Raw genomic sequence first — 20,865 nt, forward strand, 5'->3', positions numbered from 1 at the left:
CACTTGTATTTTATTTGCTCCCAATGCTCCCGAACAAAATCCCGTTGAAGATATTTGGTTACAAGCTAAAAATTTTTCACGAAAGTATTGGTATTTATGTAAGTCTTTTAAGATAATTAAATTTTTGTTTGAGTTTTTCACAAAGGAACATAAATTTTATTTCCCCAAAATCCATCAGTACACCTATACATAGAAAATGATTTAGGATTGCTATATATAGAACGACATCGATGGAGGATTCCTGATTATCAGGCGATGCAGTCTCAAAAGATCACAATTGGTTAGCTTTGCTGTCGAGGCTACAATTAAACAGATTGGATGAAGAATCAAAATATCCGGGGTCTGGTGGAATCGTGACAATCTGGCTCAAGTTCTAAAACATCGTTGTGCTTATTTAAATCTCGCTTTGGCGTGAATAGTATTTATACTTATTACATATTTGAGATGCTCCCGATTAGTTCGTAGTGCGGACTAAAGTTCGCAACCAAGCCAGACTAAAGTCCGCACTCTAAACAGTTTATGTTATTAATTTACCGGACATGAGATAATTAATTTGGAATAGTTAGTTTCGCAATTATTCTTATTAATTATTCAGCACCATTATCCTTTAATTTTGAATATACTCAAACAGAATTTCGAGATATTTATCTAAAGATTGAGTAGGTATTTCTTTCCTCCACATGGCAGTCGATCGCGCGTAGTCTATGGGATGGTGCAACGGCACAAACACAACTTGAGGATGGGGCAGTGCTCCGGCCTCATTCGGCATAACTGCTACCCCTTGCCCAGCAGCAACCAGAGCAATCATGGAGGCATGGCTATCGGCTTCCAAATGCAGATTTGGCGTGAATCCGGCTTCATGGCAAGTGGCGCGGATGCGTGAGTTCCGCCCCGGAAACTTTTCTTCAGACATCCCAATAAATTTTTCTGATACCAGGGAAGCTAGGTTAATTGAGGATTTATGTGCCAAGGGATGTGTATCCGGTAATACAGCAGCGATCGGCACTTTCTTAACGCATTTGACTACAAACTCCGAGTCTAACTCCGAAGGTGGATTGCCCATAAACGCAATATCGATCGCCCCATCTCGCAATGCTCTAACTTGTTCGCTAGGCGGCATCTCCTGGAAACGCACGGCAACTTCAGGATGGACAAGTCCAAAGCGCTGTAGGGTTTTACCAAGAAAACTCTCAAGGATGGTGGGAATGTAGCCAATAACCAAAGGCTCATGCTTATCGGTGTAATCAGCCTTGATGGTTTGCACAGCCAGATGACTTCGATTCAAAATATCTTTTGATTTTTCGAGAAAAAATTCTCCCCCTTCTGTGAGTGTCAACCCATCAGATTGTCTGAGAAATAGCACAACGCCCAGTTCGTTTTCCAGGTTTTTGATTTGACGGCTTAACGTTGGCTGGGAAATATATAGCCGGATTGCAGCACGGCTAAAGCTGAGTTCTTCTGCAATGGCCACAAAATATTTAAGATGCCGTAATTCCATGACTTGTATGGGGTATGCCTAAAAGCTATAGGTGTCATGATTATAAAGCATTTGCTTTAACTTATCTGTTCTATTATCCTGAATTGATAATTATGAAATCGGCAGAGTAGGATGAGTCATTTGATTTACCACCTGGATGCAGATATCCTCAATTCTTCTCAACAAACGTTCTATCCCAATACGGTTCACTTAACACTATTTATACACCGGAGATCCCCCTAAATCCCCCTTAAGAAGGGGGACTTTGAGGGTATTTTTGTCCCCTCCTTTTTAAGGGGTGTGCCAGGGGATCTGTCTTAAGTGAATCGTATTGCGTTCTACTCTTAACTGTAAAAATCAATTTATTATGCCCCAAGATAGCTATCAACTCGGCGGCAGTTTAACCATTGATGCACCCAGTTACGTACAGCGACAAGCCGACTCGCAACTGTATGAAGCCCTAAAGCGAGGAGAGTTCTGCTATGTCCTCAACTCCCGGCAAATGGGCAAATCTTCGCTGTTGGTGCGAACCAAGCACCGCCTCGAACAAGATGGCTTTCGCTGCGTTGCCGTCGATTTGAGTGTGGTGGGCAGCGAACAAATTACTCCACTGCAATGGTACAAGGGATTCGTCGGTGACTTGTGGCGACAGTTAAAGTTACGGGAGTCCTTAAATCTAAAAACTTGGTGGCAAGAACGCAGCGATCTCGGTTTATTGCAACGGCTGCGGTGGTTTATTGAGGAATTGATACTGGTGCAGTTCCCACAAGAACAGTTGTTTATCTTTGTCGATGAAATTGACAGTTTTCTGGGGCTTGATTTTTCTATTGATGACTTTTTTTCCCTAATTCGTTTCTGCTATAACCAACGGGCGATCAACCCAGAATATCAACGCATTACCTTTGCGATTTTTGGGGTAGCAACTCCCTCGGATCTGATTCGAGACAGAACCAAGACACCGTTTAATATTGGACTGACGATCGAAGTAAAAGGCTTTGAGTGGGAGGAAGTAACTCCTTTAATTCAAGGATTGGAAAAGATGGTGGAACAGCCAGCATCGGTTGTGAAGGCGATTTTAAACTGGACAAATGGACAACCGTTTTTGACTCAAAAGTTGTGTCAATTAGTCGTGGAATTGAGTCAGCGGACAATGGAACAGGGTGACAAGATAAGTATTCCACTCGGTACGGAATCGTTCTGGATTGAGAACTTGGTCAAAACTCGCATCATTGAGCGTTGGGAATCGCAGGATGAGCCGGAACACCTAAAAACGATTCGCGATCGCATTCAACGGAACGGTAAGCGCGCTGGTAGAATTCTAGGCATTTATCAAAAAATTTTGCAAGGAATTGAAGTAAAAAGTGATGATAGTCTAGAACAAATTGAATTGTTACTCAGCGGCTTAGTCCTCAGACAGGATGGAATATTGTGGGTAAAAAATCGCATCTATCAACAAGTATTTAATCTTCAATGGGTTGAAAAAAATTTAGCGGACTTGCGTCCTTACTCCCAGGTGTTTGATGCTTGGGTAGCTTCCGGGCAAAAAGATAAATCGCGATTGTTGCGCGGACAAGCTTTAAAAGATGCTCAAACTTGGAGCCAAGGCAAAAGTTTAAGCGATTTGGACTATCATTTTTTAGCAGAAAGCCAAGAACTAGACCGACAAGAATTGCAATTATTTTTAGAAGCAGAACGGCTGAAGGAAGTAGAAGCTAGGCTAGCACTCAAGAAAAAAAATGCCAAACGCCAAACTTATTGGATTGCTGCACTTTCCTTCGCTTTAGCAGTCGCGATGGCCGCCGGAATCTTTGCTTTCTTCCAGTACCAAAAAGCGATCGCTAGCCAACGCAATGAGCAAATAGAAAAAATTCAAGGCAGGGCTAGATATTCGGAAGCCCTCTTTTCCTTAGATAAAAGGTTAGATGCTTTAATTGAAGCGCTTGGGGCAAGAAAAGAACTCAAACAGTTAGCCTCATCAAATTCGCAGACAGAAACAATGGTAGAATTGGCTTTGCGGCGGTCAATTTATGGATCAGTTGAATTTAACCGCTTTTCGGGTTATGCTTCGGCAAATAACGCATTAAATGTAAGTTCTGATGGCGAGATTATTGCTGTGGCAACATTGCAAGATGGCATCCAAATTTGGCAGCGCGATGGCAAGTTGCTGAATACTCTCAAAGGACATCAAGGCCCAGTGATAGGAGTAGCCATCAGCCCCAACGGTGAGCTCATTGCTTCAGCAAGCGGAGACACAACCGTCAAACTCTGGCGCAGTGACGGCACATTGCTGAAAACTTTGAAAGGGTTTAAATCTACAACTGGCCAAGTCAAGTTTAGTCCTGACGGAAAACTGATTATTTCGTCCGGTACGGACGGTACGATAAAACTCTGGCGCAGTGACGGCACATTGCTAAAAACCTGGACAGGGCATGGCGCGAGCGTTCAGCAAGTCGTTTTTAGCCCCGATGGACAACTGATTGCTTCGGCTTCTGAAAACGGCACTGTCAAACTCTGGCAACGGGATGGCACATTGCTGACAACATTTTCAGATATTCAATCTCCTGTTTTATCAATTGCCTTTAGTCCTGATGGCAAAACCCTGGCAACAGGTAATGGAGACGGTCAACTAGAATTGTGGCTGCGTGACGGCAGTTTGTTAAGGAATTTCACTGCACATGATGCTGCAATTAACGCCCTAGCTTTTAGCCCGAACGGGCAAATAATCGTCTCTGGTTCTGACGACAAGATGCTAAAATTCTGGAGCAAGGACGGTACTGCTTTGAATGCGATTAAAGGCCATGACAGTGCGATTAAAGATCTTGCATTTAGTCCCAATGGCGAGACACTATTCTCTGCATCTTGGGATGGCACTGTAAAAGTCTGGAAATTACGCAATCGGTTGCTGACAGTTCTGCGGGGACATACGGCTGGAGTTTGGGGAGTAGCTTTTAGCAACGACGGACAGTTACTGGCTTCATCGAGTCCGAAGGAGGTTATGTTGTGGCGCAAGGACGGGATTATCAATAGGCGCTTAAAAGAGCCCAGCCTTCAGCTTAGCTCAGTTGCGATCGCTCCTAATGGGAAAACGATTGCTACTGTTGGTAGAGACCAATCGATCAAGCTTTGGAGTCCAGACGGTACATTACTTGATAGTCTCAAAGGGCATGAGGGTGCTATTAGGAGAGTCGCTTTTAGCCCTGACGGTAATATGCTGGCATCTTCGAGTACCGATCGCACAATCAAACTTTGGCGCGTCAACGGCACGGAAATTGCTACTTTTAGAGGACACAAGGCGGGGACTTGGGGGGTTGCTTTTAGTCCCGATGGTTCGACGCTTGTTTCTAGCAGTGGCGACAAGACTGTAAAGCTTTGGCGTTTGGCTGCGGTTTTGAATCACCAGCGCGGGATAGATTCTCAATCAGAGGTCAAAAGTGAGGACAGCTTATTCAAGACTCTTCAAGGTCATAATAGTGCAGTTATGAACGTAGCTTTCAGTCCTAATGGCGAATTGATTGCTTCGGTGAGTGAAGACAAGACGGCTAAACTTTGGAGTCGTGAGGGTAAGTTATTGCATACTCTTAGGGGACATGATTCTGGGATTTGGAGTGTAGCGTTTAGCTCTGATAGCCAGACAATTGCTACAGGCAGTAATGATGGGATAATTAAGCTCTGGAAGTCTGACGGTACATTCATAACAAATCTAATTGGACATAGTGCTGGGGTTAAGGGATTAGCTTTTGCTCCTGATGGCAAAACTTTGGCTTCGGCTTCTGAGGACAAAACGGTAATTTTGTGGAATTTAGAGCAGTCTGTAGAGCTAGATAGGGTAGTAGCGTCGGGTTGCGATTTGGTGCGGGATTATCTGCGAACTAATGCCGAAGTGAAGGAGGTGGATAGACATTTGTGCGATCGGCTGTTCCAATCCAAGATTTATTGAGCTGCCACGAAACCCAGTTAGCGGTGTGAGTTTTGCTGTTGTAGCTCATCACGTATTGCGGCGGCTTTACCATCAGGTAGTTGTCGATGCTGGCAATACTCGAAGCTGCATTACTGGGATTGCCCTGGAGTAAGTTGCGGTTATTGACTGTAGTTTAGACTAAATAAAGATGAGAACGGTGGCAAAAGAAGAACTAGAGCCACCGTTAAGGAGAGAATGAGGGTGAAAAATAAAAACCTATCCACTCCTTAAATGAACAGTGAACGATTAAAAGACTTTCGTCAAGAAGCATACGAGTTATTGGTACGAGGCAAGGATGCAACATTTGAGCTGATGGATGCAGTAATGACCACGCCCGAATGCGTCATGTTTTGCCCAATTTTCACTCAATCCATTATTCAATCGTCAATGGCAAGCGTGTCTACGAAGCATTGCAAGACTGTAGGCCGAACCGGAAAAAACTGATGCTGCTGTATCTTCAGCAATTAGAACAACAAGTACCCCCAACAGAACATATATTAGTGGCAATCGACCTGCATGGGGGAGACAGTCATGCTAAAACATTAAAAGACAGAACCCATGAATATCAGGGGGGAGTAATTATTGGACAGGGATATAGTACAATTGCGTGGATACCCGAAGCTCAAGGAAGTTGGGCATTACCCCTACTTCATGAAAGAATTAGTAGTGGGTCTTCACCCATACTTCAAGCAGCTTCCCAACTCAAACTTGTCTGTGAACAGAGCCTCCATCCAGTATTAGCAGTCTTAGACCGAGTGAACGGTGGAGCGATCTAATGCCATTGATGAGTTGGCAACTTTGGTTAGCTAGGGATTTAGTGGTCGAGAATATACTACCCTGGCAATCTGCTAATATCAATTTAACTCCTGGACGTGTTTCCCAATCAATGTTGTGGCTTTTAGTTGACATTATTACTCCCGCGAAACTGCCTAAACATAGGGGAAAATCCCCTGGTTGGGAAAAAGGAAAGGTACGGACTAAAGCACCGCGATATCCCACCGTTAAAAAACGGGTTTCTCGACGCAAAAAGTCTTCAAGATTAGCTATTTAATCTTCTACTTCTTGAGTTTTTGAGCAACAGCTTGCCTGATCTTACAAGGCGGCTACTTTTAGCTGCGCTCATTTTTTAGTCTAAACTACAGTTTATGAGTGAATCAACCAATCCACCGCTATCTCCACCAGTTTCTCGACGCACCGCCCTCAAATTTCTCGGAGTCGGTGCCGCCGGCGGGCTGCTGGGCTACTCTCGATTTTCCAAACCCGAACCCGCCGTTTTTGGGCAAGATACTCTGGACTTGCCGCGAATGCTGAATACACCCAAAACCGTCGCAGTTGTCGGCGCAGGCTTAGCCGGACTCGCCTGTGCTTACGAACTAAGTCAGCGGGGTTTCGCCGTCACACTGTTGGACAAATCGCCCCAACTCGGCGGCAAAATTGCTAGTTGGCCGATACAAGTTGGGAACGAAACCTTCATGATGGAACACGGTTTCCACGGTTTTTTTCCGCAATACTACAACCTCAAAAGTGTGGTTGAAGAACTAGAAATTACCGATAACTTTGTATCTTTAGAATCCTACGCCGTCGTCTTTCGAGACGGCAAATACCAACCAGAAGTTTTCCGTCCCAACCATTCAGCTTTCCCCTGGAATATAGTTGACTTGGGGATATCTTCGCCCAATCGGCTCAAGTGGGGAATCAATCTGACAAAACCTGCTCACTGGCGAGTATTTCGAGAAATCGGCGGCTTTCAAACTCAAAAAAGTTTTGCTCGCCTCGACAACATATCAGTTGCCGACTGGGTAAAAGGTGAATTCCCGCGCGGACTTTACGACTTGTATTTTCTGCCTTTTGCCAAATCCAGTCTCAACGCTCCCGACGAATTGAGTGTGGGAGAATTAATGCAATTTTTCCACTTTTACTTTTTCGGAAATCCTGAAGGTTTAGCCTTCAATGGCACGCGGCAAGATATGGGCACGAGTTTGGTGCAGCCGATTGCCAAAGCCATTGAAAGCAAAGGTGGCAAAGTATTAACAGATGTCGCCGTTAGTAATATTCACTGGGAAAATGGCCAGATTGATTCTTTGACTTATCAGTCGGGAGACGTGCAAAGCAAAGTACCTTTTTGGGTGAAACAAAACACGCTGTTAACTGACAGCAACTCTACGGAATATTTCGGCGCTGGCGACACCGTATTTGCCGCCGCACCAGGAGGCAAAGAGGCGATTTCTCTGAGCTGTACTCACCAAGGCTGCACAGTTAAGAAACAAAACGATGGTCAATTTCACTGTCCTTGTCACGGGGCAGTTTTTGATGCTGAGGGGCGAGTTGTGAGCGGGCCTGCTCAGCGGGATTTGCGGAGATTTAAGGTAGTTGAAAAAAAAGCCGATGAGATACAGTTAGCCGCCGCTACGAATAAGTCGCAACCGCAGAATGTGGGGGAAACCTTGAAGGCTGATTATTATGTGTTTGCGGCGGATGTTCCGGGGATGCAGCATTTGTTTAGTTTGGCCAGCGGTGAGGTGAATCCGCAGGTGCAGAGCCGAATTGAGGAATTGAAAATAGCCGATCCGTTTGCGGTGGGTCGTTTTTGGTTCGATCGCGAATTCCCCTGGGAACACAGCAATTTCAGTTCACTGTCGGGCTACAAACTGACTGACAGCATCACACTTTACCACAAAATTCAGGATCAGTTCATCGAGTGGAACCAGAAAACTGGTGGTAGCGTAGTGGAACTGCACGCTTATTGTTACAAGGAGAAAGAATTCCCCAACCAGGAAGTTTTGCTCGCGACTTTTGAGGAAGAATTGTATGAAATTGTGCCGGAATTAAAAGCAGCAACTATGCTACACCGGGAGTTGGTAAATCAAAAGAATTTTTCCGGTTATCCGCCCGGTAGTTATGCGGAACGCCCGGAGACTTGCTGCGCTGTTCCCAATCTGTTGTTTGCGGGAGATTGGGTGAAAATGCCGTTTCCTTGCGGTTTAATGGAAAGGGCGGTGAGCAGCGGTTTGTTGGCAGCTAATGCTATTTTATACCAGGAGGGTTTGCAAAGGCGATCGCTCTTGACGGTGAATCCCGAAGGCGTGCTGAAAATCTAAAGTTGGCAGCGGGGCAGGTTTATATCCTGTCCGCTGGAACGACTACTAAGTAGGCTGGTACAGATAAACATTTAGATGGGGAGGGCGGGTTTTTCCTTCACAAACTGGCTTGTATCTCCGTGATTATTAGCTGGGGAGGGCGGGTTTTTCCTTCACAAACTGACTTGTATCATAGATTCTTAGCTAAACCCGACCCTTGTAGGGGCGGATTTAGCTAATAGCACTCGTATACAAGCGAGAAGATGAGTGCTTGGACGAATTAAATAGGTAAGGGCAAAAAACACAGTATCTACAGATATCACGGTTAATATACTGGATTTGATATTAAATATGTATGAATGGAATTTGCACGCTAGCCAATGATACGGTTTATGATCAATTAATTGCTTTACTTAACAGTATTGAAGTGATTTTAGGCTCAAATACTCCTGTCTGTATTTATCCTTTTGACGATGAGATACAACAAATTCAAGCTGAACTTGCCAATCGTCCCAATGTTTTTCTGTATGAAGATAGCGAATCAATTCAGCGATGGGATGAATTCATGCAAGCAGCCGCACCTGAGCGCTTGAATCGCCAAAAGTTTCGGCTTTACGGCGCGCACCGTCGTTTTTGTGCTTTTGATGGGCCTTTTGAAAGGTTTATCTATATGGATGCTGATACTTTGGTGATGAATTCGCTTGATTCGGTTTTTGAGAAGTTAAATGAATCGGATTTTGTGGTTTATGATTTCCAATTTACTGATCCGACTAAAGTATACAATATTTCGTCTCCGAAACTGCTAAAAGTATTCGAGCATAATCGCATAAATTCAGAAATATTTTGTTCGGGTTTTTACGGAAGTAAGCAAGGACTTTTTGACAAATATACTAGAGAATGGTTGTTAGCTCAACTGCATTCGGGGGAGGCAGAAATTTTGTATGAAGGTGCTGGAGAACAGCCTTTGCTCAACTATATGGTGATGAAAACTGGCATTAGTAGTTATAACCTTGCTCGCAGTCTCGCTGATAATTTAAAAACTGGGTGCAGTGTTACTTCTAAACATTTTCAAGAGCAAGATTTCATTCTTTATGATAATGGAAATCGGCTGACTTATATTCATTATATTGGGGTGCAGCCGGATTTGATTTGGAGAGTTTGTGCTGGTGAAAATATTGAGTTTCCTTATCGGGATTTGTTTCTGCACTATCGCTATCTCCGCGAACCGGAAAAGCGGCCGGTTTTTACGGAACCGCTAATGTCTTATGCTGATGTTTCTGCGCCGAATTTGCTACAAAGAGTGTTGAGAAGGTTGAGGATAAATTGATGAGTCGCGGTATTTATATTGTTGCTAATGATAGGGTGATGGAAAGTGCGATCGCCCTTTTAGCCAGCATACGTCTGTACAATTGTCAAGTACCAGTTTTTTTGATCCCGTTTGACGACAATTATCTGCAAGTCGCGGCCACACTCAACAGCCTCTACGGGGTGCAATTGTTCCCAAATCTGGGGTTTGTGGAACAGTTTACCAGGGAAATTGGCCAAATATTCGATCGCACTTTTTTAGCCCTTCCCAACAAAATGCGGAAACTCTGCGCCTGGTTTGGCCCCCTCGACGAATTTCTGTACATCGATACCGATATCATCGTCTTTGAAGACATCGCAGCTAACTTAAACAAACTCTCAGAAGTAGACTTTTTTTGCTGCGACTATCACCACCTCAGCGAAAAACTGCGAAATATATTTTCACCTATTGTAAAAGAACAGAATATATTTACCGACTCACAACTTCAAGATGTCTTTAACAGCGGTTTCTGGGCTTCGAGAAAAGGCACTATTACAGAATCGCAAATGTACAACATTTTGCGAGAATGCGCGCAGCATCGAGAATATTTTGACTTTGCTCAAAATGTCACAGACCAACCTATACTAAATTACATGATTCTTAAGTTGATTCCTAAGCGCTGCAATCTCGCCAAAAAATCAGCAACAGAACCCGGTAGCTGGGCGGGTTCTAGACATTTTCAAGAAATATATTACGTGCTTTATGACAAAGACAAAAGGTTAAAATATATTCACTGGGCTGGGATACCAATTAAATCGGGTAGCCCTTACTGGAAACTTTGGCAACATTATCGTTATTTGCATCAACAAAAACCTAATTTAATCCAAAGATTGTTCAGATATTTGTAGGAATACATTTTTTATTAAAAAACTATGACTAATGGCATTTATATTCTGGGAAACGATGTGGTTTTTGACCAGTTAGTTGCTTTATTGAACAGTCTCGAAGTCAACGGCGCACAAGATATTCCTGTTTGCATCATTCCATACAATGATAACTTGCAAAAACTGCGAGTGGAAATTGCCTCGCGAAGCAATGTTACTTTATTTGAAAATACCGATTCCATCAATTTTTGGGAAGACTTTGCGACTCAAGCTTGGACATCTCACGAAAAAGCTCAAAAAGTTTGGCAAGCTAAAGGTTGGCGACAAGTTCACTGTCTGGAAAGGCACCGAAAACTTTGCTGTTTTGACGGCCCTTTTGACAAATTTGTCTATTTTGATGCTGACACTCTGTTAATGGGAACTCTGGATTACATCTATCAAAAAATTGATGAATTTGAGTGGGTAGCTAACGATTTTCAGTACAAATCTGACCTCAATTATGTGTTTGATTTATCATCACAAAAACTTGCAGAAATTTTCCAACTTGACGAACTAAAATCTCTGATTTTTTGTAATGGTTGGTTTGCTTCAAAAAAAGGTATTTTAAATCGCAATAATGCAGCAGAACTATTAAAAAAATTGACTTCTGGAGAAGCTGAAATCTTGTCCTTGCGGGGAGCTGACCAACCTTTATTTAACTATTTAGTCGCCCGTAGTGACATTTCTTTTTATAACTTTGCTTACGATCAACCTGCACTGATAACGGGCAATCATTGGTCTTCTCAATTTGATGTGATAGATTATGTTTTATACGATCAAGGACGGCGGCTGACTTATTTACATTATATGAGTATTTCCGCTGCCAAGTTTACTCGATTGTGTGCTGGGGAAGATGTTGAGATTCCCTACCGAGAGGTATTTCTGCACTACCGCTATTTGAATTCGCCGGAAAAACTGCCAAAATTAGTGCCACCGAATTTGTTTGTTCGCTGGCAGAGAAATTTAAAAAATTGGGGGATTCAAAAAATTAATAATGTTTTATTTAAGTGGCGAGTTTTAATCAAGAATGACTAAATTTTTGACTACGAATCAACCCCTTTTCTTTTCTGAAAAGAGGGTTGATGTTTAACTATGGTTCTTCAAAAAAAGAATCCAAGTCTAGGGCTTGGGAACCTCCACGTTGTAGTTCAATTAAAACTTTGCCTAGTTGAGTCCAAACTAGCCATGCTGTTAGTAGTGTCAGCGGCAGGGCTAGAACATAGGAAAGTAATTTTTGGAAGCCGAAAATCTCCATTCCTGAAGCTAAAAATATGCAAATTCCGCCGGACATTCCTAGAAAAGGTAACTGCAATTGTAGACCTTTTAGGTTGGACAAAGTACGACTAGAACGATTTTTAGACCAGAGTTGTACGGCTTGTTTTAGAGTTGCTTCAAAGGCTAAGCCGGAAGCCATACCTGCTAGTAATCCAGCGGACATTAAAAAATACGGAGGTTCTGGAAAGTAATACACGAATAATTCCTGAAGTTGGGTAAATTGGGAATTGGGAATTGGGAATTGGGAATTGGGAATTGGTAAAAGTAGAATTATTTTTCTTCCTTCTTCCTTCTTCCTTCTTCCCTCTTCCTTCTAGTTAAAATCGAGTCAGCGCGGCTGTTCCTGCTGTGGAAAACTCTGCTAAAGCACCTAGGGCCACGTTGAACAGGCGGCTTGGTTGCAGGTCTTCTTTGACTAAGTTCCAGAGGCTGCGAACTTCTTCGGTGTGAATACGATCGTCCTCAATTAACGCTAACATTAGCTGGCGGCGCAAAAACGAGCCTTCCTCTGATAGCAAGAATTGCAAGCCTAGTTGGGCTGTGGGTAGTAGGTCGAAACTGCGATCGGATCTGGCGATCGCGATCATCTCCTCTAACCTATTCCACTGAAATTTGCCATCCTTGAATAATACCTCAATCAGGCGACGCCGCAATGCTGGAGATTCCCCATTCAACAAACGGCGCGCGACGTAGGGATACGCCACCTCGACTATCTTGAAATCGGGATTCAGTGTCAGGGCTAAACCTTCTTCTGTCACGAGAGACCGAATAATTAAGGCAAATTTCGCGGGTACTCGGAAAGGATAATCGTACATCAACTCCGAAAACTGGTCTGTAATCGTCTTGAAGTTAAAATCTGCCACCTTTTCGCCGACAATATCGCCGAGGACAGATTCCAATGCCGGGACGATCGGCATAATATCTGTATCTGGTGTCAAAAAGCCAAGTTTGACAAAATCCTTAGCTAACTGTAAATAATCTTTGTTAATCAAATGAACGACAGAATCAACCAAATTTTCTTTAGTTGCTTCTTCCATCTGATCCATCATCCCAAAATCGATGTAAGCCATGCGGCCATCTGCTAAAGCAAACAGATTTCCCGGATGGGGGTCAGCGTGAAAAAATCCGTGTTCTAACAACTGCCGCAAACCGCTGCGAACTCCGACTTCAATTAAACTATTGGTGTCCAAACCTGCGGCTTTAACACGTTCTATATCTGTCAGCTTGATGCCGTCAATCCATTCGAGAGTCAGAACGCATTTTGAAGTATAGCGCCAGTAAATACTCGGAACTTTTACTGTCGGGTCATCGGCAAAATTTGTCGCAAATTTCTCGGCGTTGCGGCCTTCATTGATATAATCAATTTCCTCGAATAGTTTAATGCCGAATTCATCGACTATTAAAGAGAGGTCGTGGCCGAGATTCAGCGGCAGCAAGGGGCCAATCCATCCAGCAGCCCAGCGCATTAAGTAAAGGTCAAGGCTCAAGACGGGCAGCAAATTCGGTCGTTGAACCTTAACTGCGACTTCTTCTCCGGTGATTAAACGGGCTTGATATACTTGACCGAGACTGGCGGCGGCGACAGGTTCGGAGGATATTTCGCTGTACATTTCGCTAATTTTGCGATCGAGTTCTGCTTCAATAATCTTGAAAGCCCGCACTGAGTCAAAGGGCGGCAATTGATCCTGAAGTTTGATCAATTCTTGGAGAAAGTCTTTGCGGATTAAGTCTGGTCTAGTAGAGAGTGCTTGGCCAACTTTAATGAAAGTGGGGCCCAAGCGAGTGAGTATTTGTCGTAGGTGGGTGGCGCGTTCCGGCTGGTGTGCTGCGACTTCGTGCTGCCAACTGTCCCACAGCATCCCCAGCACGAAGCCTGCAAAAGACCAAATAACAGTAATTGCTCGCCAAATTGCTTTCCAAGGACGGTTGCGGTAATACTGAGCGATCGCTTGTGGATCGTAGCGTCTAGCCTGAGTGAATTGATACTGAGGCACTCGTTTATTTTCCTCTGATTTTATGAAAATTACAGGTTAAATTGAGAATTGAGAATTGGGCATCGGGCATCGGGCATCGGGCATCGGGGATGGGAAGTCGAAAGTTCAAACATTCTTTATTCTTCCCTCTTCCTTCTTCCTTCTTCCTTCTTCCTTCTTCCCTCTTCCTTTTTCCTTTTTCCTTCTTCATCATTGACCGATCGCAAATTTTAGGCGAGCGGAAAATGCACCCGTTGAAGGCGGATTGCCAGCCTAAATTTGTTTCTTTTCATTAAAATTATAGTACATAAAAGTACAAGTGATCGGTCAAAATACTTAACAGATTTCCCCGATCGCAGAAACAGTACGGCACTGCAACGCTGTAATTCCTATGTCAGGAAAGCGTTTTTGTCGATCGGGCGATCGCACAAAACCTACTAAATCCTATCCGCCCTGTGCCAAACAATCTTTCAGCCCATAAATCGCCCGCTCTTGTTGATCCCTGGTCAGTTCCGGGAACATCGGCAAAGACAAGACTTCGCGACAAACTTGCTCAGCCACAGGCAACTGACCGGCTTGATAACCCAAAGATTTGTAAACAGGTTGCAGGTGCAAAGGTAACGGATAGTAGACCATCGAACCGATGCCAGATTCCTGCAACTTAGTCCGCATCAAGTCCCGGAAATTGCCAGAGGAATTGGGCTCGTCTTCTTGACTTGTCAGCCGAATTGTGTATTGATTCCAAACTCCCTTGGCGGCTGGCAATTCCTTGGGGACTGCAACTCCGGGCACGCGGGAGAGACATTCGCCGTAAACTGTCGCGATCGATCGCCTTTGGGAGTTCCAACCGTCGAGATACCGCAATTTAATGCTGAGAATCACCGCTTGTAGGGCATCCAGACGGCTGTTGTAGCCGATTTCTTCATAAAAATACCGAGAAGACTGACCGTGTTCCTTGAGCATTCGCATGGAAGCTGCGAGGGCCCGATCATTTGTCGTCACCGCGCCGCCGTCACCGCAAGCGCCTAGGTTTTTGGTCGGATAAAAGCTGAAACAGCCGATATGGCCGATGCTGCCGACTTTTCGAGACTGCCACTCGGCGCCGACAGACTGGGCGCAATCTTCGATTACCGCTAAATTATGCTTGGTGGCAATTTCCATCAACCGAGTCATATCTGTGGGTTGTCCGAAGATGTGCACCGGCATAATTGCCTTAGTTTTTTCAGTAATTGCCGCTTCGATGAGTTCGACATCCAGATTCAAAGTTGCGCTGTCAATATCGACAAATACGGGAGTTGCACCCACAGCGCTAATTGTCTCAGCCGAAGCGAAAAAGGTAAAAGAAGTGGTAATCACTTCATCGCCGGGGCCAATTTTGAGAGCTCGCAAGGCCAAAATCAGGGCATCGGTGCCGGAGTTGCAGCCAACGCAGTCGGAAACGCCGATATAGTCGGCAAACTCTTGCTCAAAACTCTTGACGGCTGGGCCGCCTACGTAGCCGCCAGAGGCGAGCACTTTTTGCACCGCAGCGCTGATCTCGTCGCCAATCTGGGCGTACTGCTGGGTTAAGTCGAGGGGGGGAACGTTATTCACTCTTGACACCACAAATTGCAACCATTATCAAAGCAAATTTTTACAGTAAAAATGTTTTTCAGAAACCTTTATTCAAATATCTTATAGTTGGACGGGCAAACAATCACTTTATCGAAAGAGAGCGCGTGTGTTAATTCAGCTAGATTTGATTGATTTGGGTTGGGCTTTGGGGATGGTGGCGATCGCGATCGGGCTTTCGGCGTGGCAGGGATTGGGGTTGGAAGGGGCGATCGCGATCGCGGCGGGGCGCACCCTGATCCAGCTAATCGGAGTCGGCTACGTGCTCGCCGTGGTGTTTGCGCCGGAGGGGAAAAATCCTTGGCTGGTGTTAGCAGTGTTAGCAATCATGCTGACAACCGCTAGCATGGTGGCCAGCAACCGCATCAGCAAAAAAATCAAGCATTTACTGCCGTTGGTTTCCGGCTCAATTTTGATCAGTACGGCGTTTACTTTGGGCTATACAAACTTGCTAATTTTGCAACCTGACCCCTGGTACGAACCGCAATACCTGATTCCCTTAGCGGGGATGATTTTGGGCAATGCGATGAACTCTGGGGCGATCGCGGGTGAAAGACTTGTGAGTACAGTTAACAGCAGCCAGTTAGAAATAGAAACCCATTTAAGTTTAGGATCTACACCGCAGCAAGCAGTAAAACAGTACCGCAAAGATGCGATCAAAGCTGGATTAATCCCCACATTAAACACAATGACAGTCGTAGGAATTGTGACATTGCCGGGAATGATGACAGGTCAAATGCTGAGCGGTGTCAGTCCTTTGGATGCAGCATCTTACCAGATTTTGATTATGTTTGTATTAGCGCTGGCAACTTTAATCGCAACTCTGCTATTGACTGAGGGATTGTGCCGGAGGTTTTTCAATCAAGATGCACAATTAATCAAATGGTAATAAGGTTCGATCGTTCGGACTTCAGTCCTCTGAATTAACTGGTTCCCAGCCTGTAACGAGTGAAACAGCAGTGTCATTGTCAGGAACGAAGCAATCGCCAAGACTGAGATTGCTTTCCCGAAGCGCAATGACATACAATATAGATAGATAGATAGATATAGCAATCCTAAATGATTTTCTGTAGGCACACGGCACTGCCGTCCCTACAGATGGATTTTGGGGAAATCACATTTATGTTCGCGGTAAGGATAATGATTTAGGATTGCTATAGATAGATAGATAGATAGATAGATAGATAGATAGATAGATAGATAGATAGATAGATAGATAGATAGATAGATAGATAGCGCGTCTAAATAAATTGTACAATCAATCAACCTTTAAATTGTCGCCATGATTCAAACTGCAACTAAACCAGTAAGCTTTGAAGAATTTCTGGACTGGAAACCCGAAAACGGACATTACGAACTGCACAACGGAGTAATTGTTGAAAGGTCACAGCCATTAGGAAGACATGAGAAAGTGATCGGTTTTTCAGCAAGAAAATTGACCGTGGAATTCGATCGATTAAACCTTCCGTATTTCATCCCCAAACAAGCATTAGTTAAGCCTCCCGATTCTAAATCTGCTTATGAACCTGATATTCTGATCTTAAATGAAGCCAATTTAGAGTCAGAACCTCTGTGGAACAAGTTCTCAACAGTGACTCAAGGGGCATCAATTCCGCTCATTGTCGAAGTTGTTAGCACCAATTGGCAAAATGATTACCTACTGAAAGTTGGCGATTATGAACTAATGGGCATTCCAGAATATTGGATTGTGGATTATCTTGGTTTGGGCAGCCGTCGATTTATTGGGAATCCCAAACAACCGACAATATCGGTTTATCAATTAGTTGATGACGAGTATGAAATCATCCAATTTTGGGGAGATGATCGTATCCAATCCGCAGCTTTTCCAGAGTTAAAATTGACGGTGCAACAGATTTTTCAAGCGGGACTGACTGACGGATGAAATTGCTGGAAATATCGATATCGGGTAGGGACACGGCATTTCCTATTGGTGTCAACTTAACCTCAAACGTAGTGCGAGTTTTCTGTCTAGCGATTAAGCGTCGATCCTGCCTAGCGCCCCTTCTCAAGGGGGGGGGACAAGATTCTTTTCAAAGTCCCCCTTCTTAAGGGGGATTTAGGGGGATCTGGCCTCTGCTATAAACGAGAGATACAAAGGTTTTTAGGCTCAAGTTGACACCAATAGGCAAGGCCGTGTCCTGTATTTCATCGCCATGTCGTGTATTTAATCAGCCCATTGATATAACCTTTGAGGCTAGACAAATTTCGGTTCTTCCTTACTTACTATGCTAAATCAATAGCTAAATTAGTAAAAATATCTGAACAAATATATAAAAAAGTAAATCAAGTCCTTGTCCAGCTTGAAATTTGGGCTAGTTTAATTGTTAATTATCAAAGAGCCTAAATTGTTAAGTTTTAAAAATATTTTGATTTATGGTAAGGTTGGGAAAAAGGTAATTAATAATTGGTAAACTTATTGCGTGATTTTTTGAGCAATGGGGAAACCGCAGATCGAGGCAGATTAACACAGATACACGCAGATGTTTTTCAAGATATGAGAGGGTAAGATTTTAGAAGAATTATCTACAGGTTTGTGATTAGAGAACAGATAACGCATTTACAGCAGCCCCATATCTTTGAAGCAACGGCGCGTTAACTCGATTCTGGCTGCTCCATCGTTTGTACTGCGAATGTCAATGTTTGTGGCAAAAAAATAAGCATTTTTATTCTTCTCTAAATAACCGACATACCAGCCAAGTTGAGGCTTTGTTTGTTCTCCAAAAACTGCCCAGCCTGTTTTTGCCCTGATTGTGTAATCGGGAGTTTGTTCGACAATCATGATGTCTTTAACTAGAGAGATCGATCGCTCGGAAAAGGGTAAGTCGTTTTTGTGGAGACGGCGCAAAAATTGAATTTGCTGGTTGGGTGTGATTCGTAGTTCTCCTTCTAACCAAAATTTATCAATATCATCTTTTTTGCCAATGTTTTGGTTGCCATAATCGGCTTTGGCTACCCATTTTTGCATTTGTTCGTGTCCGACTCGGCGCGCGAGAACTTGGTAAAACCAGACGGCGGAAAGTTTGATAGCTTCTCTCATATTCAAGTCTCGATTCCAGGCGGGAATTTGCCTTTGAATTCCATCCCAAGTGAGAATTGCAAGTTCATTGGAAATTACGCCTGTTTCTAAGGAAATCAAAGAGTTGAGAATTTTAAATGTAGATCCGGGTAAAAAAGCTGTGCTGTTGCGCGGCGGGTTGTGTTGGTAAAGCCGATCGCTATTCAAGTCGTAAATGGCGATCGAGCCTTCTACTCCTAAATCTTGAAAGTGCCTTCCAAAATTGGTTGTTTGAGCGATATCTCCTGCGCCGCGCGGAGATTCCAGGGCTGGAGTTGGTGCGGTTAAGGCCGATTGCTATGTCTGAACTAAAACAGCAGTAATGCAGCTTAATACAATTACAATTAGAGCGATCGCCCGCATGATTCGGTTCATAAAATTCGATAATTGAGGTTGGTTAGCAAAATCACAGACAGTAATTTTAGACGATCGATCGACTTGTAAGTAAGGTGCGTCAGACTTAGGCTGCGTGCGAAATAATTAGATTGTGGGCTTGACGCACCCTACAATATATGCGATCGTTGTGTAAGTCATCAACTACAAAACTGCCATCACAGTCAAGGCTACCAAGCAGCTTAACTGAATTGCTAAACTCACAATCCGAAACTTGGGATCGAGGCCAGCGATGTGAACCATTGAATGCACCAGCCGAAATAGGATGTAGGCAACAATTAGCGAATCTACGACTGTTCCTGAGACGCCCCTAACTGTTAGCAGGAAAACAACTCCCAAATACAAAGGCAGGTTTTCTACCAAGTTGGATTGTACTCGAAATAGTCGCCACAGCAAACTTTCATCGTTTGGTGTGCCGAAATCTTTGGGAGAACCGCCGGCAGATAGATGCCGAATCCTGACTGTCAGCAGCATGACTACAACTGCGATCGTCCACAGGATGAAAATTACTAAACCCCAGAGAGGGACAGTCATATTTGTCTGTTCGATTTGGATCATTTTTTTACCTTGCGAAACTATCGCACCATTGTATTGAGCAAATGTTCGATCGCGCTTGGGAGATTTTCGCACAAACCAGTGTGTACCCTTGATGTTTGAACGATCGTGCTGCGGGGCGCTACGAGCCAGTGAAAGCGCTCTCTGTGGGGAAGTTGACCGATCGCGCCAGATTCCGGGCCGCCCGCACAAATGACGGGAATGACGGCTAGGTGGTTGCGAATCAGTTCCAGATCCAAGGTTGAGTCGATCGCCCTCAAGCGCTGTTCGTCAATTTCGATCCTGGCTTCGAGAAATTTTTTGGTACCGCAGGAAACAATCGCCCCGACGTTGATAAACTCTTCGCGATCGACTTTGGGAACGACGCGGATAATGGCATAATCATACAGACATCGATCGGGCACTAATCGCTTCCTCCAAAAAAATATGTGTTGATTCTAGCCGATTTAGTAGGTACTCAATATAAGCATCGCGATGTTGGTTGCTGTCGGTGAAAGGGGAATTTTCCACCAGCCAAACATCGGGAATCAGTTGAACGATGTTGCGAATGATTTCTGGCGTTAACATCTGAGTCATCTTGAAGTTTGCAGATTCCAGATTGCTCGCAAAACGCAGCAGAACGTGGTCTTTAATTGGGGAAAAACGATCGCGACTGCGCGAAAGATAATCTTTCCAAGTGTGGTGGAAATACATCGCCGCACCGTGATCTATCAGCCACAGCCGGCGGTGCCATACCAGCATATTTGCATTGCGCGGCGTGCGATCGATGTTGGTGACAAAAGCATCGAACCAGACAATTTCCGAGGCCAGATCCGCCTCAGATTTGCCCGCTACGGGGTCAAAGGTGATGGAACCGGGAAGATAGTCGAGGGCGAGGTTTAGGCCTGCACTGGCGCGAATTAAGTCTTGAATTTCCGGGTCTGGTTCAGTGCGGGCGAGTTCGGGATCGAGTTCCACAAACACGAGTTCGGGGATTGGTAGCCCGCAGGCGCGCGCAATTTCCCCCGCTACGAGTTCCGCAATTAAAGATTTTACTCCCTGGCCGGCACCGCGAAATTTGAGCACGTACATACCATCATCGTCGGCTTCGACGATCGCCGGTAACGAACCGCCCTCGCGTAAAGGAGTGACATATCTGGTAGCATTGACTGTTCGCAAGCTAAGACTCATGCTATTTGGGATTTGGGATTGGAGATTTTCGATTGAATAATTGGCCATGACTAATTCTAACGTAACGCCTGTTTTCTTGAGGAATAACGGTA

At 44.3% G+C, this 20,865-nt stretch carries 17 protein-coding genes and 2 pseudogenes; 9 read left to right on the plus strand and 10 right to left on the minus strand.

Annotated elements, in window-relative coordinates; all coding sequences use genetic code 11:
* Positions 1–193, plus strand: a pseudogene (locus tag QUB52_RS12780) (IS630 family transposase); the annotation flags it as partial.
* A 414-nt stretch (positions 194–607) separates the two neighbouring features.
* Here QUB52_RS12780 and QUB52_RS12785 read toward each other — a convergent pair.
* Positions 608–1,498: a LysR family transcriptional regulator gene (locus QUB52_RS12785; protein ID WP_332970794.1), complete on the minus strand. Its 891-nt coding sequence runs from the start codon at positions 1,496–1,498 to the stop codon at positions 608–610.
* Between the two features lie 346 nt (positions 1,499–1,844).
* Between QUB52_RS12785 and QUB52_RS12790 the strand changes: the two genes are divergently transcribed.
* Positions 1,845–5,414 (plus strand): AAA-like domain-containing protein, encoded by a 3,570-nt coding sequence (locus QUB52_RS12790; protein ID WP_332972610.1) that lies wholly within the window; start codon positions 1,845–1,847, stop codon positions 5,412–5,414.
* Here the strand turns inward: QUB52_RS12790 and QUB52_RS12795 are convergent.
* Positions 5,347–5,487, minus strand: a complete 141-nt coding sequence (locus tag QUB52_RS12795; RefSeq protein ID WP_332972609.1) for a DNA/RNA non-specific endonuclease — start codon at positions 5,485–5,487, stop codon at positions 5,347–5,349. The two genes, QUB52_RS12790 and QUB52_RS12795, sit on opposite strands and share 68 nt — an antisense overlap.
* 391 nt (positions 5,488–5,878) lie before the next feature.
* Between QUB52_RS12795 and QUB52_RS12800 the strand changes: the two genes are divergently transcribed.
* The 5 genes from QUB52_RS12800 to QUB52_RS12820 all read left to right on the plus strand — a co-directional run bounded on the left by QUB52_RS12800 (position 5,879) and on the right by QUB52_RS12820 (position 11,755).
* Positions 5,879–6,211, plus strand: coding sequence for a hypothetical protein (locus tag QUB52_RS12800; RefSeq protein ID WP_265235543.1), 333 nt, complete (start codon positions 5,879–5,881; stop codon positions 6,209–6,211).
* A 369-nt stretch (positions 6,212–6,580) separates the two neighbouring features.
* The gene (locus QUB52_RS12805) at positions 6,581–8,533 is read left to right on the plus strand and encodes an FAD-dependent oxidoreductase (RefSeq protein ID WP_332972608.1); all 1,953 of its coding nucleotides are present in this window, start codon (positions 6,581–6,583) and stop codon (positions 8,531–8,533) included.
* A 334-nt stretch (positions 8,534–8,867) separates the two neighbouring features.
* Positions 8,868–9,839, plus strand: coding sequence for an Npun_R2821/Npun_R2822 family protein (locus QUB52_RS12810; RefSeq protein ID WP_332972607.1), 972 nt, complete (start codon positions 8,868–8,870; stop codon positions 9,837–9,839).
* Complete coding sequence (locus QUB52_RS12815) at positions 9,839–10,705, plus strand: Npun_R2821/Npun_R2822 family protein (RefSeq protein WP_332972606.1); 867 nt, start codon at positions 9,839–9,841, stop codon at positions 10,703–10,705. Before QUB52_RS12810 ends, QUB52_RS12815 begins: the two co-directional genes overlap by 1 nt.
* Before the next feature lie 24 nt (positions 10,706–10,729).
* Positions 10,730–11,755: an Npun_R2821/Npun_R2822 family protein gene (locus tag QUB52_RS12820; protein ID WP_332972605.1), complete on the plus strand. Its 1,026-nt coding sequence runs from the start codon at positions 10,730–10,732 to the stop codon at positions 11,753–11,755.
* Positions 11,756–11,810: 55 nt separating this feature from the next.
* On the opposite strand, the gene QUB52_RS12825 is transcribed toward QUB52_RS12820, so the two are convergent.
* The 4 genes from QUB52_RS12825 to QUB52_RS12840 all read right to left on the minus strand — a co-directional run bounded on the left by QUB52_RS12825 (position 11,811) and on the right by QUB52_RS12840 (position 15,561).
* Positions 11,811–12,158: a hypothetical protein gene (locus QUB52_RS12825; RefSeq protein WP_442923403.1), complete on the minus strand. Its 348-nt coding sequence runs from the start codon at positions 12,156–12,158 to the stop codon at positions 11,811–11,813.
* A 154-nt stretch (positions 12,159–12,312) separates the two neighbouring features.
* Entirely contained in the window at positions 12,313–13,989 is a 1,677-nt protein-coding gene (locus QUB52_RS12830) for an ABC1 kinase family protein (protein WP_332972604.1), read from the minus strand.
* 4 nt (positions 13,990–13,993) lie between these two features.
* Positions 13,994–14,182, minus strand: coding sequence for a hypothetical protein (locus QUB52_RS12835; RefSeq protein WP_332972603.1), 189 nt, complete (start codon positions 14,180–14,182; stop codon positions 13,994–13,996).
* A 230-nt stretch (positions 14,183–14,412) separates the two neighbouring features.
* Positions 14,413–15,561, minus strand: coding sequence for a DegT/DnrJ/EryC1/StrS family aminotransferase (locus QUB52_RS12840; protein WP_332969519.1), 1,149 nt, complete (start codon positions 15,559–15,561; stop codon positions 14,413–14,415).
* A gap of 127 nt (positions 15,562–15,688) precedes the next feature.
* Between QUB52_RS12840 and QUB52_RS12845 the strand changes: the two genes are divergently transcribed.
* A complete protein-coding gene (locus QUB52_RS12845; protein ID WP_265235534.1) occupies positions 15,689–16,468 on the plus strand; it encodes an ABC transporter permease in 780 nt (259 codons plus the stop codon).
* Between the two features lie 393 nt (positions 16,469–16,861).
* Entirely contained in the window at positions 16,862–17,482 is a 621-nt protein-coding gene (locus QUB52_RS12850) for a Uma2 family endonuclease (protein WP_332972602.1), read from the plus strand.
* Positions 17,483–18,157: 675 nt separating this feature from the next.
* Here QUB52_RS12850 and blaOXA read toward each other — a convergent pair.
* The 4 genes and pseudogenes from blaOXA to QUB52_RS12870 form a co-directional block, all read right to left on the minus strand.
* Positions 18,158–19,030 (minus strand): annotated as a pseudogene (gene blaOXA / locus QUB52_RS12855) (class D beta-lactamase).
* A gap of 162 nt (positions 19,031–19,192) precedes the next feature.
* The gene (locus tag QUB52_RS12860) at positions 19,193–19,606 is read right to left on the minus strand and encodes an MAPEG family protein (protein ID WP_332969516.1); all 414 of its coding nucleotides are present in this window, start codon (positions 19,604–19,606) and stop codon (positions 19,193–19,195) included.
* 17 nt (positions 19,607–19,623) lie between these two features.
* The gene (locus QUB52_RS12865; protein ID WP_265235531.1) at positions 19,624–20,007 is read right to left on the minus strand and encodes a DUF3037 domain-containing protein; all 384 of its coding nucleotides are present in this window, start codon (positions 20,005–20,007) and stop codon (positions 19,624–19,626) included.
* Positions 19,985–20,821, minus strand: a complete 837-nt coding sequence (locus tag QUB52_RS12870; protein ID WP_332972601.1) for a HipA family kinase — start codon at positions 20,819–20,821, stop codon at positions 19,985–19,987. Before QUB52_RS12870 ends, QUB52_RS12865 begins: the two co-directional genes overlap by 23 nt.
* Positions 20,822–20,865: the final 44 nt, after the last annotated feature.

It is taken from the genome of Microcoleus sp. A6-C6 (genome assembly GCF_036705955.1).
Taxonomy (GTDB): Bacteria; Cyanobacteriota; Cyanobacteriia; order Cyanobacteriales; family Microcoleaceae; genus Microcoleus.

Excerpts from the sequence above, each read along its gene's own strand:
- QUB52_RS12785 (WP_332970794.1), bottom strand. The coding sequence starts at position 1,498 with ATGGAATTACGGCATCTTAAATATTTTGTGGCCATTGCAGAAGAACTC.
- QUB52_RS12790 (WP_332972610.1), top strand. The coding sequence starts at position 1,845 with ATGCCCCAAGATAGCTATCAACTCGGCGGCAGTTTAACCATTGATGCA.
- QUB52_RS12795 (WP_332972609.1), bottom strand. The coding sequence starts at position 5,487 with ATGGTAAAGCCGCCGCAATACGTGATGAGCTACAACAGCAAAACTCAC.
- QUB52_RS12800 (WP_265235543.1), top strand. The coding sequence starts at position 5,879 with ATGCTGCTGTATCTTCAGCAATTAGAACAACAAGTACCCCCAACAGAA.
- QUB52_RS12805 (WP_332972608.1), top strand. The coding sequence starts at position 6,581 with ATGAGTGAATCAACCAATCCACCGCTATCTCCACCAGTTTCTCGACGC.
- QUB52_RS12810 (WP_332972607.1), top strand. The coding sequence starts at position 8,868 with ATGAATGGAATTTGCACGCTAGCCAATGATACGGTTTATGATCAATTA.
- QUB52_RS12815 (WP_332972606.1), top strand. The coding sequence starts at position 9,839 with ATGAGTCGCGGTATTTATATTGTTGCTAATGATAGGGTGATGGAAAGT.
- QUB52_RS12820 (WP_332972605.1), top strand. The coding sequence starts at position 10,730 with ATGACTAATGGCATTTATATTCTGGGAAACGATGTGGTTTTTGACCAG.
- QUB52_RS12825 (WP_442923403.1), bottom strand. The coding sequence starts at position 12,158 with ATGTCCGCTGGATTACTAGCAGGTATGGCTTCCGGCTTAGCCTTTGAA.
- QUB52_RS12835 (WP_332972603.1), bottom strand. The coding sequence starts at position 14,182 with ATGATGAAGAAGGAAAAAGGAAAAAGGAAGAGGGAAGAAGGAAGAAGG.
- QUB52_RS12850 (WP_332972602.1), top strand. The coding sequence starts at position 16,862 with ATGATTCAAACTGCAACTAAACCAGTAAGCTTTGAAGAATTTCTGGAC.
- QUB52_RS12860 (WP_332969516.1), bottom strand. The coding sequence starts at position 19,606 with ATGATCCAAATCGAACAGACAAATATGACTGTCCCTCTCTGGGGTTTA.
- QUB52_RS12870 (WP_332972601.1), bottom strand. The coding sequence starts at position 20,821 with ATGGCCAATTATTCAATCGAAAATCTCCAATCCCAAATCCCAAATAGC.